The 16,541-nt window shown below is 70.1% G+C and carries 18 protein-coding genes; 10 read left to right on the plus strand and 8 right to left on the minus strand.

Features of this window, described 5'->3' with window-relative positions; all coding sequences use genetic code 11:
- Nucleotides 1-61: 61 nt before the first annotated feature.
- Genes AB0310_RS13340 through AB0310_RS13365 form a run of 6 tightly spaced genes read left to right on the plus strand, consistent with a single transcriptional unit; the run spans nucleotide 62 to nucleotide 7,745 of the window.
- Complete coding sequence (locus AB0310_RS13340; protein WP_336501750.1) at nucleotides 62-1,402, plus strand: purine-cytosine permease family protein; 1,341 nt, start codon at nucleotides 62-64, stop codon at nucleotides 1,400-1,402.
- A 43-nt stretch (nucleotides 1,403-1,445) separates the two neighbouring features.
- The gene (locus AB0310_RS13345; RefSeq protein ID WP_268777259.1) at nucleotides 1,446-2,993 is read left to right on the plus strand and encodes a hydantoinase/oxoprolinase N-terminal domain-containing protein; all 1,548 of its coding nucleotides are present in this window, start codon (nucleotides 1,446-1,448) and stop codon (nucleotides 2,991-2,993) included.
- A gap of 1 nt (nucleotide 2,994) precedes the next feature.
- Nucleotides 2,995-4,095: an S-methyl thiohydantoin desulfurase family protein gene (locus AB0310_RS13350; protein WP_268777258.1), complete on the plus strand. Its 1,101-nt coding sequence runs from the start codon at nucleotides 2,995-2,997 to the stop codon at nucleotides 4,093-4,095.
- Entirely contained in the window at nucleotides 4,092-5,195 is a 1,104-nt protein-coding gene (locus tag AB0310_RS13355) for an S-methyl thiohydantoin desulfurase family protein (protein WP_280567531.1), read from the plus strand. The genes AB0310_RS13350 and AB0310_RS13355 overlap by 4 nt, the downstream gene beginning before the upstream one ends.
- Nucleotides 5,196-5,205: 10 nt before the next feature.
- A complete protein-coding gene (locus tag AB0310_RS13360) occupies nucleotides 5,206-6,234 on the plus strand; it encodes an S-methyl thiohydantoin desulfurase domain-containing protein (RefSeq protein WP_366237425.1) in 1,029 nt (342 codons plus the stop codon).
- Nucleotides 6,231-7,745: a helix-turn-helix domain-containing protein gene (locus tag AB0310_RS13365; RefSeq protein ID WP_366237426.1), complete on the plus strand. Its 1,515-nt coding sequence runs from the start codon at nucleotides 6,231-6,233 to the stop codon at nucleotides 7,743-7,745. The genes AB0310_RS13360 and AB0310_RS13365 overlap by 4 nt, the downstream gene beginning before the upstream one ends.
- A 9-nt stretch (nucleotides 7,746-7,754) precedes the next feature.
- On the opposite strand, the gene AB0310_RS13370 is transcribed toward AB0310_RS13365, so the two are convergent.
- The 6 genes from AB0310_RS13370 to AB0310_RS13395 form a co-directional block, all read right to left on the minus strand.
- A complete protein-coding gene (locus AB0310_RS13370) occupies nucleotides 7,755-8,165 on the minus strand; it encodes a VOC family protein (RefSeq protein ID WP_187663287.1) in 411 nt (136 codons plus the stop codon).
- 48 nt (nucleotides 8,166-8,213) lie between these two features.
- A complete protein-coding gene (locus AB0310_RS13375) occupies nucleotides 8,214-8,972 on the minus strand; it encodes an SDR family oxidoreductase (protein WP_366237427.1) in 759 nt (252 codons plus the stop codon).
- 10 nt (nucleotides 8,973-8,982) lie between these two features.
- The gene (locus AB0310_RS13380; RefSeq protein ID WP_187663289.1) at nucleotides 8,983-9,291 is read right to left on the minus strand and encodes a hypothetical protein; all 309 of its coding nucleotides are present in this window, start codon (nucleotides 9,289-9,291) and stop codon (nucleotides 8,983-8,985) included.
- A 144-nt stretch (nucleotides 9,292-9,435) separates the two neighbouring features.
- Nucleotides 9,436-10,605, minus strand: coding sequence for an RtcB family protein (locus tag AB0310_RS13385; protein ID WP_363445388.1), 1,170 nt, complete (start codon nucleotides 10,603-10,605; stop codon nucleotides 9,436-9,438).
- Between the two features lie 275 nt (nucleotides 10,606-10,880).
- Nucleotides 10,881-11,282 carry a VOC family protein gene (locus tag AB0310_RS13390; RefSeq protein ID WP_259953464.1) on the minus strand — a complete coding sequence of 134 codons (402 nt, stop codon included), beginning with the start codon at nucleotides 11,280-11,282 and terminating at the stop codon, nucleotides 10,881-10,883.
- A 31-nt stretch (nucleotides 11,283-11,313) separates the two neighbouring features.
- Nucleotides 11,314-12,081, minus strand: a complete 768-nt coding sequence (locus AB0310_RS13395; RefSeq protein ID WP_366237428.1) for a siderophore-interacting protein — start codon at nucleotides 12,079-12,081, stop codon at nucleotides 11,314-11,316.
- Between the two features lie 100 nt (nucleotides 12,082-12,181).
- Here AB0310_RS13395 and AB0310_RS13400 point away from each other — a divergent pair, with 100 nt between their 5' ends.
- The 4 genes from AB0310_RS13400 to AB0310_RS13415 are packed head-to-tail and all read left to right on the plus strand — an operon-like array spanning nucleotide 12,182 to nucleotide 15,992.
- Entirely contained in the window at nucleotides 12,182-13,177 is a 996-nt protein-coding gene (locus AB0310_RS13400) for a siderophore ABC transporter substrate-binding protein (RefSeq protein ID WP_366237429.1), read from the plus strand.
- Nucleotides 13,178-13,226: 49 nt separating this feature from the next.
- A complete protein-coding gene (locus AB0310_RS13405; RefSeq protein ID WP_366237430.1) occupies nucleotides 13,227-14,213 on the plus strand; it encodes an ABC transporter permease in 987 nt (328 codons plus the stop codon).
- 7 nt (nucleotides 14,214-14,220) lie between these two features.
- Nucleotides 14,221-15,240: an iron chelate uptake ABC transporter family permease subunit gene (locus AB0310_RS13410; protein ID WP_366237450.1), complete on the plus strand. Its 1,020-nt coding sequence runs from the start codon at nucleotides 14,221-14,223 to the stop codon at nucleotides 15,238-15,240.
- Nucleotides 15,237-15,992: an iron ABC transporter ATP-binding protein gene (locus AB0310_RS13415; RefSeq protein ID WP_187663295.1), complete on the plus strand. Its 756-nt coding sequence runs from the start codon at nucleotides 15,237-15,239 to the stop codon at nucleotides 15,990-15,992. Before AB0310_RS13410 ends, AB0310_RS13415 begins: the two co-directional genes overlap by 4 nt.
- Here AB0310_RS13415 and AB0310_RS13420 read toward each other — a convergent pair.
- Nucleotides 15,986-16,306 carry a nucleoside/nucleotide kinase family protein gene (locus AB0310_RS13420; protein ID WP_187663296.1) on the minus strand — a complete coding sequence of 107 codons (321 nt, stop codon included), beginning with the start codon at nucleotides 16,304-16,306 and terminating at the stop codon, nucleotides 15,986-15,988. The genes AB0310_RS13415 and AB0310_RS13420 overlap by 7 nt on opposite strands.
- A 4-nt stretch (nucleotides 16,307-16,310) precedes the next feature.
- Nucleotides 16,311-16,508: a hypothetical protein gene (locus AB0310_RS13425; protein ID WP_025104487.1), complete on the minus strand. Its 198-nt coding sequence runs from the start codon at nucleotides 16,506-16,508 to the stop codon at nucleotides 16,311-16,313.
- Nucleotides 16,509-16,541: the final 33 nt, after the last annotated feature.

Genomic DNA, 16,541 nt, shown 5'->3' on the forward strand with positions numbered 1-16,541 from the left:
GGGAAGGTGGCGGCGTGAGTACCGTGGCGGACAACCCGTTCCCTCCTCCCGAAGGACTCCCATGGCACGCACGGCGCACGCAGACGACTTCGCGCTCTCCCGAGTGACTCCCGAGGCCCGCAAACCCTGGTTCGGAATCGCCGTTCAGCGATTCGGGCAGGTCTCGGCCCTCTCGCAGTTCCTCCTCGGCGCGACCCTCGGTTACAGCATGACCTTCGGCGAGGCCGTCCTCGCCTTCCTCTTCGGCTCACTCATCCTCGAAGTGATCATGTGCGTCGTCGGCTTCATCGGCCAGCGCGAGGGTTTGAACACGGCGCTCCTCGCCCGCTGGACCGGCTTCGGCGAGATCGGCGCCTCGCTCGTCGGCCTCGCGATCGGCATCAGCCTCATCGGCTGGTTCGGCATCCAGTCCGCGATCTCCGCGCAGTCGCTCGACGCGCTGATGCCCGGCGCGCTGCCCGTCTGGGCCTGGAGCCTCATCTTCGGCCTCGCCGTCACCGCGATCGTCGCCTTCGGCTTCGTCGGCATGCAGTGGCTCGCCAACATCACGGTGCCGCTGTTCCTCATCCTCGTGGGCTGGTCCGTCATCTCCGAGCTCACCCGCCACGACATCGGCGAACTGCTCACCGGCCCGGCGCCCGGCCCGACCATGAGCGTCTGGGCGGGAACCGGCATCGTCGCCGGGGGCCTCATCGTCGGCGCCATCATCACCGGCGACATGACCCGGTTCAACCGCTCGCGGGCCGACGTCGTCAAGCAGACGGTGCTCGGCGTCTCCCTCGGCGAATTCGTGATCGGACTCGCGGGCGTCCTCCTCGCCCACGCGGCGGCGACCGGCGACATCGTCGCGATCGTGACCTCGTCCGTCGGCTTCATCGGTCTGTTCATCGTCCTCACCGGCACGCTGAAGATCAACGACTGGAACCTGTACTCCTCCACTCTCGGCCTGGTGAACTTCATCTCCACGGCCTTCGGCAAGAACCTCCACCGTGTCACCACCACGATCGTCCTCGGCGTCGTCGGCTCGGTGCTGGCGGCCGTCGGCATCCTCGGTCAGTTCACCGAGTTCCTCGTCGTGCTCAGCGTCGCCTTCCCGCCGATCGCCGGGATCATGGTCGCGGAGTACTACGTGGTGCGCCGCTGGCGTCCCGAGCTCGACGCGACCCGTGCCGCGGGGACCCTGCCCGCCACCGCCCCGAGGATCGTCCCGGCCACGATCATCGTCTGGCTGGTCTCCTCGCTGGTCGGCTACTTCGTGACCTGGGGCATCCCGTCGCTGCTCAGCCTCTTCCTGTCGATGGTGCTCTACATCGTCGCGGGCAAGCTCGGCTGGGTGCGCGGCGTCGGCGTCGCCACGACCCGGCAGGCCAGCCCCGTCGACAGCACCCCCGCCGCGGTCTGAGCAGACGCGCCGGAAAAGAACCACCTCCACGAAAGCGAGCACCATGCACATCGGCATCGACGTCGGCGGCACCAACACCGACGCCGTCCTCATGGACGGCACCCGCACCCTGGCCGGGGTGAAGCACTCCACGACCCCGGATGTGACGAGCGGGATCGTCCAGGCCATCGAAGACCTCCGTGCGGGGCACTCCTTCGAGGGGGCCGACATCGACGCGGTGATGATCGGCACGACGCACTTCATCAATGCGCTCGTGCAGGCGAGCCGGCTCGCCCCGGTGGCGGCGCTCCGGCTCGGCCTGCCCGCGACGCGCGCACTGCCCCCGTTGATCGACTGGCCGGAGGTGCTCGTCGCCGCCACCCGGGCGCGCAGCTACCTGGCGCACGGCGGCTACGAGTTCGACGGCCGTCCGATCTCGCCGCTCGACCCCGATGAGATCCGCGCGCACGCCGAGGACATGAAGGCGCACGGCATCCGGTCCGTCGCCATCTCGTCGGTGTTCAGCCCGGTCAACCACGACCTCGAAGTGCAGGCGGCCGAGATCGTCGCCTCGGTGCTGGGGGAGGACGCCGCCATCTCGCTCTCGCACGAGATCGGCCGCATCGGGCTGCTGGAGCGCGAGAACGCGACGATCATCAACGCCGCCCTCCGGGAGCTCGCGTCGGAGATCGTCGACGGGTTGACCTCGGCGGTCCGCGCGCAGGGCATCGAGGCGCCGATCTTCCTCAGCCAGAACGACGGCACGCTGATGGACGAGGACTACGTGCGCCGGTACCCGGTCGCCACGTTCGCGTCCGGACCGACGAACTCGATGCGTGGAGCCGCGGCCACGAGCGGACTCGTCGACTGCGCCGTCATCGACGTGGGCGGCACCACCGCCGACATCGGCCTGCTCATCAACGGCTTCCCGCGGGAGACGGCGAACGAGGTGAAGGTCGCCGGCATCCGCACGAACTTCCGGATGCCGGACGTGCTCTCCCTCGGCATCGGTGGCGGCAGCATCGTCGACGAGGAGACCGCCGAGGTCGGCCCGGCCTCGGTCGGCTACACGCTGACGACGGAGGCGCTGGTCTTCGGCGGCTCGACCCTCACGGCCACCGACATCGCGGTCGCCGCCGGTCGCGCGCAGGTGGGAGACCCCGCCAAGGTCGCGCACCTGGACCCCGCTTTCGTGGAGCGGGTGCTCGCCCGGATCGCGGAGCGGGTGGCGGAGGCGGTGGACCGCATGCGCACGTCGCCCGAACCCATCGCGGTCGTGGCGGTCGGTGGCGGGTCCATCCTGCTGCCCGACGAGCTGCCCCTGTTCGGCACCGTGCATCGGCCGGAGAACTATGCGGTCGCCAACGCCATCGGCGCCTCGATCGCGCAGGTCGGTGGCGAGATCGACAAGGTCTACGCGATCGAGCCCGGCCGTCGCGATGAGACCATCGCCGAGGTGCGCGCGGAGGCCGTCGACAAGGCCATCGCGGCCGGTGCCAAGCCCGCGACCGTGACGATCATCGACTTCGACGAGGTCCCCATCCCGTATCTTCCCGGCAACGCCACGCGCATCCGCGTGAAGGCGGTCGGCGACCTCGACATGGGGGCCTGACATGAGCACGACGATCACCGCGGCCGACATCGACGGCCTCGCCCGCGGCGCGGCCGTGCTCGGCACCGGCGGGGGTGGCGACCCGTACATCGGCGCCCTCCTCGCCCGCCAGGCCCTCGCCTCCGGAGACGTCACGGTCGTGGCGCTCGACGAGGTGCCGGACGACGCCCTGGTGCTGTTCGTCGCGATGATGGGCGCGCCCACCGTCATGGTCGAGAAGCTGCCGAGCCTCGCGGAGGTCATCGAGCCGGTCAAGGCGCTCGGCATCCACCTCGGCCGCCCGGTCACGCACATCGCCTGTGCCGAGGTGGGCGGGGTGAACTCGACGATCCCGATCGCCGCCGCCGCCGCGCTCGGGCTTCCGCTCGTCGATGCGGACGGCATGGGGCGCGCGTTCCCCGAACTGCAGATGGTGCTCCCGACGCTCTACGGCGTGACGGCCTCGCCGCTCGCCTTCAGCGACGAGAAGGGGAACACGGGCGTGCTGCAGACCGCCGACAACTCCTGGACCGAGCGCATCGCCCGTGTCGCGTGCGTCGAGATGGGCTGCTCCGTCATGATCTCCGGCTTCTCGATGTCGGGTGCCGCCGCACGTCAGTCGCTGGTGGCGGGATCGCTGTCCCGGTGCATCGACATCGGTCAGCGGATCGCGGAGGCCCGCGAGGCGAAGACCGACCCGGTCGCCGCTGTCGTCGAGCTCCTCGGCGGTCGCGAGCTGTTCGGCGGCAAGGTGGCCGACGTGAACCGGGCCACGACCACCGGCTTCGCGCGCGGCAGGGCACGGATCGATGGAGACGGCGGCACCTCGCTGACGCTGCAGTTCCAGAACGAGCACCTCGTCGCCGAAGCGGACGGACGGGTGCTGGCGACCACTCCGGACCTCATCATGGTCCTCGACGGCGAGTCGGGGGAGCCCGTCACGACCGAGGGGCTGCGCTACGGACAGCGCGTCCGCGTGATCGCCGCTCCGGCCGACGAGCGCTGGCACTCGGATGCGGCTCTCGCGATGGTCGGCCCGGGATATTTCGGCTACGACATCCCGGCGCATCGCTTCGACGGCACGGTCTCCGCCGGAGACGCCGCGGCAGGGGCCGCCGCATGAGCTGGGAGCTGACGGCGGCGGACCTGCCCGACCTCGCCCGCGGTGCGACGCTGCTCGGCACCGGCGGCGGGGGCGACCCCTACATCGGCAAGATGCTGGTGGAGCGGGTGCTCGGCGACGGGACCATCACGATCCTCGATCCGGACGACCTCGCCGATGACCTCTTCGTGATCCCGACCGCGCAGATGGGCGCGCCGACCGTGATGGTCGAGAAGATCCCCGCCGGCACCGAGCCCACCCTCGCGCTGCGCACCCTGGAGGACCACCTCGGACGTCGGGCCGATGCGACCATGCCCATCGAATGCGGCGGGATCAACTCGATGATCCCGCTCATCGTCGCCGCGGAGACCGGACTGCCGGTCGTCGACGCGGACGGCATGGGACGCGCCTTCCCCGAGCTGTCCATGGAGACCTTCGCGGTGTACGGCGTCCACGGCTCGCCACTCGCCCTCGCCGGAGAGCGCGGGGAGCGGGTCGTCATCGACACCGGGGACGACGACCGCCAGATGGAGTGGCTCGCCCGGGGCATCACCATCCGGCTGGGTGGCGTCGGTCACATCGCCGAGTACGCCATGAGCGGCGCCGACGTGCGACGCACAGCGGTGCCGCGGACCATCTCGATGGCCCTCGCGCTGGGTCGGGCGATCCGCCTCGCCCGGGAGGAGCACCGCTCGCCGTTCGAGGCCATCGCCGCGACGCTCGCGACCACGCTCTACCCGCATGTGCGCGAGCTCTGCGTCGGGAAGGTGATGGACGTCGAACGACGGACCACCGAGGGTTTCGCGAAGGGGCGGGCGGTCATCGCTCCGCTCGGTGCCGCGGAGGACGACACGTTCGAGATCGCGTTCCAGAACGAGAACCTCACCGCGCGGCGGGCTGGACGGCTCGTCGCGATCGTCCCCGATCTCATCTGCGTCGTCGACCACGAGACGGCCGAGCCCATCACCACGGAGGGCCTCCGGTACGGTCAGCGCGTCCGGGTGCTCGGCATCTCGACGCCGGCGATGATGCGCACCCCCGAGGCGCTGGCCGCCTTCGGGCCGTCGGCCTTCGGCCTGACCGAGGAGTTCGCTCCCGTCGAGGGGATGGCCGCGTCCTAGGCTGGATCCCATGAGGCTGGAGCGGGACGACCTGGAGGCGCTCGCCCGCGGGTATGCCCTGCTCGGCTCCGGCGGCGGCGGTTCCACGACGATGCTCGAACTCATCCTCGACACCACCGCGGGATGGCCCCTCGAGGTCTCGCCCGTGGATGCGCTCGATCCCGGCACGCCCTGTCTCGGCGTGGCCTTCGTCGGGTCGACGATGCTGCTCGGCGAGCGGATGCCCGGCGCCGCGCCCTTCGCCCCGCTGCTGCGGGCGGTGGAGCGGTGGCTCGGGCATCCCGTCTCGGCCGTGTGCTCCCTCGAGGGCGGCGGCATGAACGGCCTCGCGCCGCTCACCCTGGCCGGATCGCACACCGTGGTGGACGCCGACTGCACGGGGCGTGCGGTGCCGGGACTCGATCAGATGTCCCTGTTCGTCGACCGCGTGCCGGGACTGGTCTTCGCGTGCGAGACCGGCGCCGACGGGGTGGCGCTGGTAGAGGCGACGAGGGCCATCGATGCGGAGCGTGTCGTGCGATCGGCCATCATCCAGGCCGGGGGTGTCGGCTGCGCCGTGCTCGCCGGCTTCACGGTCGGCGACCTGCGGGAGCACGCCATCGCCGACCACCTCGCCCGCGCGCTCGCCCTCGGTCGCAGCTTCCTGGCGCACCGGTCGGCGCCGCTGCCGGTCCTGGCCGACGTGCTCGGCGGGACGCTGCTCGCCGAGGGTCGCATCGTGGCCGGTGCGTCCTCCGGCACCGATCCGCACGTGAACGCGGTCGAGATCGCCGGACTCGGCGGAGCGGTGCACCGGATCGTCACCCGTTCCGAGACGTTGGCGGTGCTCACCGACGGCCTGCTCGTCGCCGCGGCCCCCGAGATCATCGTGCTTCTGGATGCCGTGTCCCGGGAGATCCTCGAGGTCACCGAACTCGCCCCCGGGCGCACGGTGGCGGCCGTCGCCCTTCCCGCGCCGGAGTGGTGGAACGCCCGCCCTGAGCGGCGGGCCCGGGTCGTGCCTTCCGCCTACGGACTCGTCGATCTGGACGCCGCGTGAACGACGCGCTCGCCCTGGGGGCCCTTCTGGCGCAGGAGGAGAACGGCGTCCTCCGTCATGTCGCCGGCCCGCGCGACGTCGGGTGGGATGCGGTCGTGGTGGAGGCTGCGGAGTCCGACCTGCCGGACGAAGGGACCGCCCGGCTCGCCATCCTCACGGCGGGGGCACCGCTCGCCACCTGGCAGCAGGACGCGATGCTGCGCCGGGTCCGTGACCGCGGGTTCACCGGACTCGCGCTCCCCGGCGCCGCCGGTGTCGATCCCGGGGCGCTCCGCCTCGCGGACCGGATCGGTCTCGCTCTGCTCGACGTCGAGAGGCCGGTCCAGCTCGCCCGCGCCTGCTGGATGCTCATCGAGGCGAGAGACGCCCTCACGCTCACACGGGTGCGGAAGGTCGCGCAGTCCTTCGAGTACGCCGCCGACGACCTCGGCGACCTGCTCGGACACCTCGCGGCGAACCTCGGTCTCGGCGTCGCCCTCGTCGACGCCGCGGGAGTGCTGCGTCAGGCCGGAGGACATCTGGGTGCCGACCTGCACGCGGCGATCCGCTTCGACTCGTGGAGTGATGGCGCGAGGGCGGGGGAGGGCGCGGCCGCATCGGTGCGCGTGGACAGCCCCGGCCGGTCCGGTCTGCGCCTCGTCCTGTTCGGCGACGGCTTCGGAGAGGCGCAGCTGCAGTCGCTCCTGGTGGCCGCGGAGGTCGCCATGCCCGCGGTAGCCGCCCGCATCCTCATCGACGAGATCGCGGCCGTCAACGACGTCGCCGCGTCTTCCGGGCTGCTGCGGGACTTCGTCGAGCTCCGCGGAGCCGCCGATGCCGATGTCGAACGGCGCATGGCGGAGCGAGGGTGGCGCACCGGTGGGCATCACCTCGGGTTCCGCATGGTGGCGCGCAGCCGGGTGGAGCCGCTCGCGCTCCTTCGTGCGATCAGGCCTGGGCTCAGCGCGATCGACGCCGAGGCGCACGCGACCACCGCCGGTCGAGGCCTCAGTGGTTGGCTCTCCTTCGCCGAAGCCCCCGGTCCCGACCGCATCGAGCGGGCCGTGGCGGCGCTGCGCGACCTCCACCTCGCGGCCCTGCGCGACTTCGCGGTGGCGACCGGGGTGGGCTCGGCGCAGACCGGGCCGGAAGGACTGGCGGCGACCCTCGACGAGGCCGGCGATGCCGCACGGATCGCCGCGGCCCGGTCGGCGACCGGATGGTTCGTCCGCGTCGACAGCCTCGGGCTCGAACAGCTCCTGCTCGCCTGGACCGGGAACGACACCTTCGTCCCGGCCGCGCAGTCGCTGCTGGCACCCCTGGGGGAGGGAAACGGCGAGTTGCTCACGACGCTGTCGGCGTACCTCGACCATGAGTCAGGCATCGCGGCCACGGCGGCCGCTCTCGGGCTGCATCGCAACACGGTCGCCGTGCGGATCCGGCGGGTGCAGGAGCTCCTCGGGATCGACATGAGCGACCCCGAGGCGCGGCTGGCGTTGCACCTCGCGTGTCGCGCCGTGCTGCCGCGCTGAGCCCGGCGGTCACTCCGGGTCGCCGTGCAGCATCCAGGCGATCCCGAAGCGGTCGACGAGCATGCCGAACGTCCCACCCCACGGCGGCACGTCGAGCGGCATCGTGATCGTGGCGCCCTCGGAGAGCCGGTCCCACACCTGTCGGGTGACCTCCTGTGTATTGCCGCTCAGCGAGACGGAGATGCCCTGCGGTCTCTCGTAGGTCATGCCCTCCGGAGTATCCGAGGCCATGAGCACGAGACCGTCGGGGGTCGTGAGCTGCGCATGCATCACGAGATCCTTCTGGCTCGGATCCTGCACCATGTCGGGGAAGTCGCCGAAGACCGTGATGTCGAGGTCTCCGCCGAGGACTCCCCGGTAGAACTCCATGGCCTCGCGGGCCTCTGTGCGGAAGGACAGGTAGGGATTGAGGTTCGCCATGCGTGCTGCTCCTGGTCGCTCGACTGCTGGAAAGACCCCCGCCCCTCCTCAGTCTGCGCGCGCCGGCACCGCTTCGGCAAGCCATTCCGCGAACGTCTGCGTCCCGCGAATCGCGTCTGGTCCCGGCAGCGCCTTCCCCGCGCGCATCCCCGCCATCTGCGGACCTGGCACGTTCAGCGCCGGGATCCAGCCGCGGTACCCGATGCGTCGCGCGTACGCCCGCACCATGTCGGCGAGCTGCTCTTCGCGGGGGCCGGCGAGGTCGGGCACTCGGCCCCGCGCGTCCCCGGTCGCGAGCGCGACGAGCCGTTCCGCGACCTCTCGGGCCGCCACCGGCTGCGTGCGCGCACGCGGGGCGAGATGCAGCGGACCCGCCTTCGCGCGCGCGAACATCTGCGCGGCGAACTCGTGGAACTGCGTGGCTCGGAGGATCGTCGAGGGGACGGCGGACGCGGAGACCAGCTTCTCCTGGGCCACCTTGCCCGCGTAGTAGTCGTAGGGGATCCGGTCGATGCCGACGATGGAGAGCAGGACGACGTGTCCCACGCCGGCGTCCGCGGCGGCGGCGAGGAGGTTCCCGGTGGCGGCCGTGAAGAACTCGATCGCCGTGCTCGCCTTCAGCGTCTCGATGCTCACGACGTCGATCACGGCGTCGGCTCCGGTCAGCGCCGCCTCCAGCCCGCGCCCGCTGACCAGGTCGACGCCGTGCGAACGACTGAGCACGACGGCCTCATGACCCGCGCTCCGGACGGCCTGCACCGTGGGCGTGCCGACGACGCCGGTTCCTCCTGCGACGACGATCCTCATGCGTCGATCCTCACTCCCGATCCAGTCCGAAGGTGCGCTTCACGAGCGCCTGCACATCACGATCGAGTCCGTCGATACGGGCGTTGACGCCGTCGATGCGGGTGCCGACCGCGTCGAACCGGGTGTTGACCGCGTCGAAGCGCGCGGTCATCTCGTTGCGCAGGCCGCCGAGCTGACCGTTCATCTCGTTGCGCAGGCCGCCGATCTCGCTGCGCAGGACGCGGATGAACAGCGTCGAGACGACCGTGAGCATGCCCATCATCAGCGCCGTGAACGCGCCGATCATGGTCCAGACCTGTGCACCGTCCATGGTTTCCATCCCCTCATCGTGGCACCGGATCCTTCAGCCTGCCAGCATCCTGGCGGACGCCACGCTCGGCGACCCGCGCTCTGTGGAGACACCGGGAATCGCGCGGATTGGGGAGGAAAGGCCGAGCGAGGATCCCTCTCACCCGGCCCTCGGTCAGTCGCCCTTCACGTTGACGAGCTGCCGCAGCGTGTGCCGGATCCGCACCAGGCTCGCCGCATCCGCCATCACGCGATCGATGGGCTTGTATGCCTGCGGGATCTCGTCGATGAAGGCGTCGGTGTCGCGGAACTCGATGCCGGCCATCGCCTCGCGCAGCTGCGCATGCGTGAACGTCTTCCGGGCCGCGGACCGCGAGTACTCGCGCCCGGCGCCGTGCGGTGACGAGTTCAGCGACAGCGGGTCGCCGAGCCCCTCCACCACGTAGGACGCCGTGCCCATCGATCCGGGGATGAGTCCGGGCCGACCCGCATCCGCCTGGATCGCGCCCTTCCGGGACACCCAGACGCGCTTCCCGAAGTGCATCTCCGACTCCGTGAAGTTGTGGTGGCAGTTGATCCGCTCCTCCTCCTCGACCGGGGCGCCGAGGAACTCGGAGAGCTGCCGGATGACGCGGTCCATCATCTCCTCGCGGTTCAGCAGCGCGAAGTGCTGCGCCCACCTGAGCTCCCGGATGTAGCGGGTGAACTCCGGCGTGCCCTCGACGAGGTAGGCCAGGTCGGGGTCGGGGAGGTCGATCCACCATTGCTTCGCCAGACGCTGTGCGACGGCGATGTGGTGCCCGGCGATCCTGTTGCCCACGCCGCGGGAACCGGAATGCAGGAACAGCCAGACCCGGTCGAGTTCATCCGCCGACACCTCGATGAAGTGGTTTCCCGACCCGAGGGTGCCGAGCTGGAGCCGCCAGTTCTTCGCGTAGCCCTCGGGGTCGAACTCGGCCGCGGTGGCCCGCTCCTCCAGCTCGACCACGCGAGGAGCGGCCGTCCCCACGACCTTGTTGTTGTAGCGCCCGGCGGACAGCGGGACCGCGCGCTCGATCTGCTCCCGGAGCGCGGCGAGGTCGCGCCCGTCGAGGTCGTCCTTCGTGAACGGCGTGCGGACGGCGATCATGCCGCAGCCGATGTCGACGCCGACGGCGGCGGGGATGATCGCGCCGAGCGTCGGGATGACCGACCCGACGGTCGCCCCCTTGCCGAGGTGCGCATCCGGCATCAGCGCCAGGTGCGGGTGGATGAACGGCATGCGTGAGGTGGTGCGCGCCTGATCGAGGGTCTTCTCATCGATCAGGGACGCCCACGACAGCAGCCGTGCGGAGAGCCTCTCCATGATTCCTTTCCTTGTGGTGATGTCCAGCCCACAGGTCAGGGGAGTCTTCCGACGGAAACGCCCCGGACCTGACGGTGCGGGGCGTTGCGAGAGCGGATGCTGTCACACGGCGCGCGCCGGAGGGTACGACTCTTCGCGGTCATTGCGCTTCTGCGGAAGCGGCAATGCCGTGATCGGGTGGAGATTCCGCGGGGCGGTCATCCGTCGTCTCCTCGGCTGGTGTGCGGCGCCGGTCGGCACAGCCTTGCCACCCTAGGCGGCGACACGCCCGGGCGTCAAGCGTCCCTCGGCGGGTTGTACATGAACTCGAGCCGGATGCCGTCGGCGTCCTCGACGAAGGAGGCGTAGTACCGCTCGCTGTACCGCGGATATTCCTTCGGGTCCCGCACGGCGGTCCAGCCGGATTCGAGCGCGAGATCGTGGAGCCTGTCGACCTCGGCGCGCGACGGCACCGCGAAAGCCATGTGCTGCCAGCCGACGCGGCCGTGCCGGTGGGGCGTGGAGTCGTCGTCCCAGGTGTAGAGGATGATCTCGGTCTCGTCGCCGGTGTGCCAGGAGATCGAGTGATCGTCCTCGCCGCCGAGTTCGTAGCCGAGCGCGGTGAGCACGGGATGGAACTGCGCCCGTCCGCGTTCGAGGTCGGCGACGGTGATGCCCAGGTGATCGAGGAGAGCCATGCGCCCAGTCTGTCAGCGCATCGACCCGGTGTCAGTGGGGAGCGTGGTATTCGGCCTCGCCGCGCTTCCAGTAGCCCTTCACGACGGCGTTCGCGTTGTCCACGCCCCAGCGTGCCAGCAGGGCCCGACCGGGCTTCACGATGGACTGCTCGGCGGCGATGAAGACGAACGGGTCGGGTCCGACGACCTCGTCCTCGGTGAGCGCGTCGAGGAAGGAGATCAGCGCAGAGCCGGCGGGAGCGGCGCCGCGGTGCAGCCACTCGACAGCCACCGGAGCTTCGAGAGCGACCTCGCCGGCTGCCGACGTGGTCTCGATGACGATGCGTGCCGGCGTGCCGTCGGGGATGAGCGCGGCGAAACGGCGGATCGCGGGGATGGCCGTCTCGTCACCGACGAGGAGCCACGATCCCGGCTCTCCGGTGAGGACGGCGGCGCCGCGCGGCCCGCCGACGCCGATGGTCGACCCCAGCGGGGCGTTCGCGGCCCACGGTGCGGCCACGCCCTGATCGCCGTGCACGGCGAACTCGACATCGAGCCAATCGTCGCCCCACGCGAGAGGGGTGTACTCGCGGCTCGGGGCGGCGCGGAGTTCCTCCACCGACTCCACAGGCCCGTCCGGGAAGAAGAGCCGCATGTGGTCGTCTGAGCCGGGGGAGTTGAACCCGGCGAGGTCGGGGCCGGACAGCCGGACGCGCACGAAATCCGGAGCGAGCCATTCGCGGGCGCTCAGCGTGACGTTGCGGAAGCGCAGCTCGAGGCCGCGACGCTCGATCGAGAAACCGGATTTCGTATCGCTCATAAAGTAAGGCTAACCTAAAAACCGACGCGGTCGGCTCGCCCGCCCGTCGGACCGGCGCCCCACGAGGGTGCACACATCCCCGCAGAACAGGAGTCTCTCCATGTCCGTGCCCAGAACCCTCACCGCCACGAGCGTCGCTCTCGTCGGCCTGCTCGCCCTCTCCGGCTGCGCGTCCGGCGGCGGAGCCGAACCCGAAGCGACGACCGCGGGATCGGGGACCGTGACCATCGAGGACAACACCGGCACGCATGAGATCACCACGCCGCCGACCTCGGTCGTCGCTCTGGACAACCGGACCTTCCAGACCCTGTCCGACTGGGGTGTCGAGCTCTCCGCCGGTGCGGTCTCCCTGATGCCGGAGACCGTCTCGTACGCGAAGGACGAGGACATCGTCGACATCGGCCTGCACACCGAGCCCGACCTCGAGGCCATCGTCGCCGCCGACCCCGACCTCATCATCAGCGGTCAGCGCTTCACTCAGCACAACGAGGCCATCGCGGAGCTGGTCCCGGACGCGACGATCATCGACCTGGAGCCCCGAGACGGCGAGCCCTTCGATGAGGAGCTCAAGCGGCAGACGACCGTCCTGGGCGAGATCTTCGGCACGCAGGACGAGGCCCAGAAGCTCGTCGAGGAGTTCGACGCCGCGGTGGACCGCGCGAAGGCGGCCTACGACGACGCCGACACCGTCATGGCCGTGAACACCTCGGGTGGCCAGATCGGCTACCTCGCTCCGACGGTCGGCCGCTCGCTCGGCCCGATCTACGACATGCTCGGCCTCACTCCGGCGCTGCAGGTCGACGACGCGAGCGACGACCACCAGGGCGACGAGATCTCGGTCGAGGCCATCGCCGCCTCGAACCCCGACTGGATCCTGGTGCTCGACCGCGACGCCGTGTTCGCCGCGGAGACGCCGGACTACGTGCAGGCGGCGGAGATCATCGAGAACTCCGAAGCGCTCGCCGGCGTCACCGCGGTGAAGGACGATCAGATCGTCTACATGCCCACGGACACCTACCTCAACGAGAGCATCCAGACGTACACGACGTTCCTCAACGACCTCGCCGACGCGCTCGAGAAGAGCGCCGACAAGTAAGGGCTGGGCGGCGGCGTCCCGACCGGGGCGCCGCCGCCGGCATCCCCCCATGACCTCTCCTCTCCTCACAGCGACACCGCGATCGTCCGCACGGCTGTTCGATCCGAAGCTGCTCATCGGCGTCCTCGTCGTGGCGGTGCTCCTTGCGATCTCGCTCTTCACGGGCGTGTACGACATCGCCGGCGCGGACGACGGCGCGCAGATGTTCCAGATCACCCGCGTCCCCCGGACGATCGCGCTCGTGCTCGCCGGCGCGGCGATGGCGATGGCCGGTCTCGTGATGCAGCTTCTCACCCAGAACCGCTTCGTCGAGCCGACCACCACCGGGACCACCGAGTGGGCGGGACTCGGGCTCCTCACCGTCATGGTGCTCGTACCGCAGCCGTCCCTGCCGCTGCGTATGGCCGGCGCCGTGCTCGCCGCCTTCGTCGGCACGATGGTGTTCTTCGCGTTCCTCCGCCGGGTGGCGTTGAAGTCGTCGCTCATCGTGCCCATCGTCGGCATCATGCTGGGCGCAGTGGTCGGCGCGATCACGACCTACTTCGCCCTCGTCACGAACTCCCTGCAGATCATCGGTGTCTGGTTCGCGGGCAGCTTCACCTCGGTCATGCGCGGACAGTACGAGATGCTGTGGATCGTCGCCATCATCGGCGTCATCGTCTTCCTCGTGGCCGACCGACTGACCATCGCCGGGCTGGGGGAGGAGATCGCCACCAACGTCGGGGTGAACTACAACCGGATGATCCTGCTCGGCACCGCGCTGATCGCGGTGACGACCGGTGTGGTCACCGTCGTCGTCGGCAACCTTCCCTTCCTGGGGCTGATCGTTCCGAACATCGTCTCGATGGTCCGTGGCGACGACCTGCGCAGCAACCTGCCGTGGGTGTGCCTGCTCGGCATCGCGATCGTCACCGTCTGCGACATCATCGGCCGGACGATCATCATGCCGTTCGAGGTGCCGGTGTCGCTAATCCTCGGTGTCGTCGGGGCCGTCGTGTTCGTGCTCCTCCTCCTGCGGCAGCGTCGTCGTGGCTGAGGCGACGATGACGGCCCCGCGGACGACGCGCTCGGCCGGGGCGTTCACGACCGTGCGGGCGCGTCGCCGCTATATCGTCGTGCTCGTGGTGCTCGGCGTGCTCGCCCTCGGTTCCGCGTTCGGTCTCCTCGCCTGGGACAACCCGCTGCCCGTCGGCACGCCCGGGTTCTGGCGCATCGCCCAGCACCGCGCGACCGCCGTGGTCGTGATGGCGCTCGTCGCCGTCGCCCAGGCCGTCGCCACGGTCAGCTTCCAGACGGTCACGAACAACCGGATCATCACTCCCTCGATCATGGGCTTCGAGTCGCTGTACCGTGTCGTCCAGACCACGACCGTGTACCTCTTCGGCGTCGCCGGGCTGGTGGCGATCCAGGGCGTCGGCCAGTTCGCCCTCCAGGTGCTCATCATGGTCGCGCTCGCCGTCCTCCTCTACGGGTGGCTCCTGTCCGGGCGCTACGGGAACCTCCAGATCATGCTGCTCGTGGGCATCGTGATCGGGGGTGGCCTCGGGGCGATCGCCACGTTCATGCAGCGGCTGCTCACCCCCAGCGAGTTCGATGTGCTCGCCGCCCGGCTGTTCGGCAACGTCTCCAACGCCGATCCCTCGTATCTCCCGCTCGCGATCCCGCTCGTGATCGCGGCCTCGACCCTCCTGTGGCTGCGGTCCCGGCGTCTGAACGTGCTCGCGCTCGGCCCCGATGCCGCACGATCGCTCGGCCTCGACCACCGGCGGGAGCAGTTCCTCGTCCTGACCCTCGTCGCCGTGCTGATGGCCACCTCCACAGCCCTCGTGGGTCCGATGACCTTCCTCGGCTTCCTCGTGGCGACGCTCGCGTACCAGTTCGCCGACACGCACGACCATCGGCTGATCTTCCCGGTCGCCGTCCTCACCGCGTTCTCGATCCTGGCGGGGGCGTACTTCGTCATGAAGAACGTCTTCTACGCGCAGGGCATGGTCTCGATCCTCATCGAGATCGTGGGCGGCACCGTGTTCCTCATCGTCATCCTCCGAAAGGGCAGACTGTGATCGCACTCGACGGCGTCCGCCGTGACTACAGCAGCGAGGTCGCGATCGGCCCCGTCGACCTCCGCATCCCCACCGGCGGGATCACCGCCCTCATCGGGCCGAACGGTGCGGGCAAGTCGACGCTCCTGACCATGATCGGCCGGCTGAACGGGATGGACGCCGGGGCCATCGAGATCGCGGGCCTCGACGTCGCCTCCACGAAGTCGAAGGACCTGGCCAAGGTGGTCTCGATCCTCCGCCAGGAGAACCACTTCGTGACCAGGCTCACCGTGCGGCAGCTCGTGGGTTTCGGCCGCTTCCCGCACTCCCAGGGCCGGTTGACGAGAGCCGACGAGGAGGTCATCAGCCAGGCGATCGACTTCCTCGATCTGGGGGCGCTCGAGGGGCGCTACCTCGACGAGCTCTCCGGCGGGCAGCGGCAGCGGGCTTACGTGGCCATGGTGCTCGCGCAGGACACGGAGTTCGTGCTGCTCGACGAGCCCCTCAACAACCTCGACATGCGGCACGCCGTGCAGATGATGAAGCACCTGCGGCGCGCGGCGGAGGAGCTCGGGCGGACGATCGTCATCGTGCTGCACGACATCAACTTCGCCGGACACTACGCCGACCACATCTGCGCCATGAAGGACGGTCGGGTGGTGGAGTTCGGCCCGCCGGCGGCGATCATGACGGACGACGTGCTGAGCCGCGTGTTCGACACCCCCGTGCAGGTCGTGGACGGACCCTCGGGCCCCCTCGCCGTCTATTACTGACGCGGGCCGGCGATCCGAGGGGCCCGGAGGTCGTCGTTCTCCACGATCACCGCGGCGTGCCGCTCCGGGTCGTCCTCTCGCAGGTACATCCGCTGACCCTCGACGTAGCGTCGGTCGCTCGCCGCCTCCGGGGCCACCGTGGGGTGCCGCGGCGCGAGGAGTTCGGCGATCTCGTCGGCGAACACCGTCTTCCCCGAGCCGTCCACGCCGTCGATGCCGACGAACACGTTGCGGCGGAGATCCTCCGGCCGCGGAATCACCGACACCACGGCCGTGAGCACGGCGCGACGGCCGGCGCTGGACTGCCGCTCCATGGCGTCAGAGCTCGACGCCGTGGTCCTCGTCGTTCACGCCCGCGTTGTGACCGCGGCGGGACTCGTAGCCGAGGAACCAGCCGAACCACACGATCGCGGCGAGCAGCACGCCCAGCCACACGTTCTGGAAGATGAGGCCGAGGACGACACCGGCGATCAGCAGGCCGACCGTGACGAAGATGCGCAGGGCGGTACGGGACATGCGCTCAGCATACGTCGGCCGCTCCGGGAACGG

It is taken from the genome of Microbacterium meiriae (genome assembly GCF_040702565.1).
Taxonomy (GTDB): Bacteria; Actinomycetota; Actinomycetes; order Actinomycetales; family Microbacteriaceae; genus Microbacterium; species Microbacterium meiriae.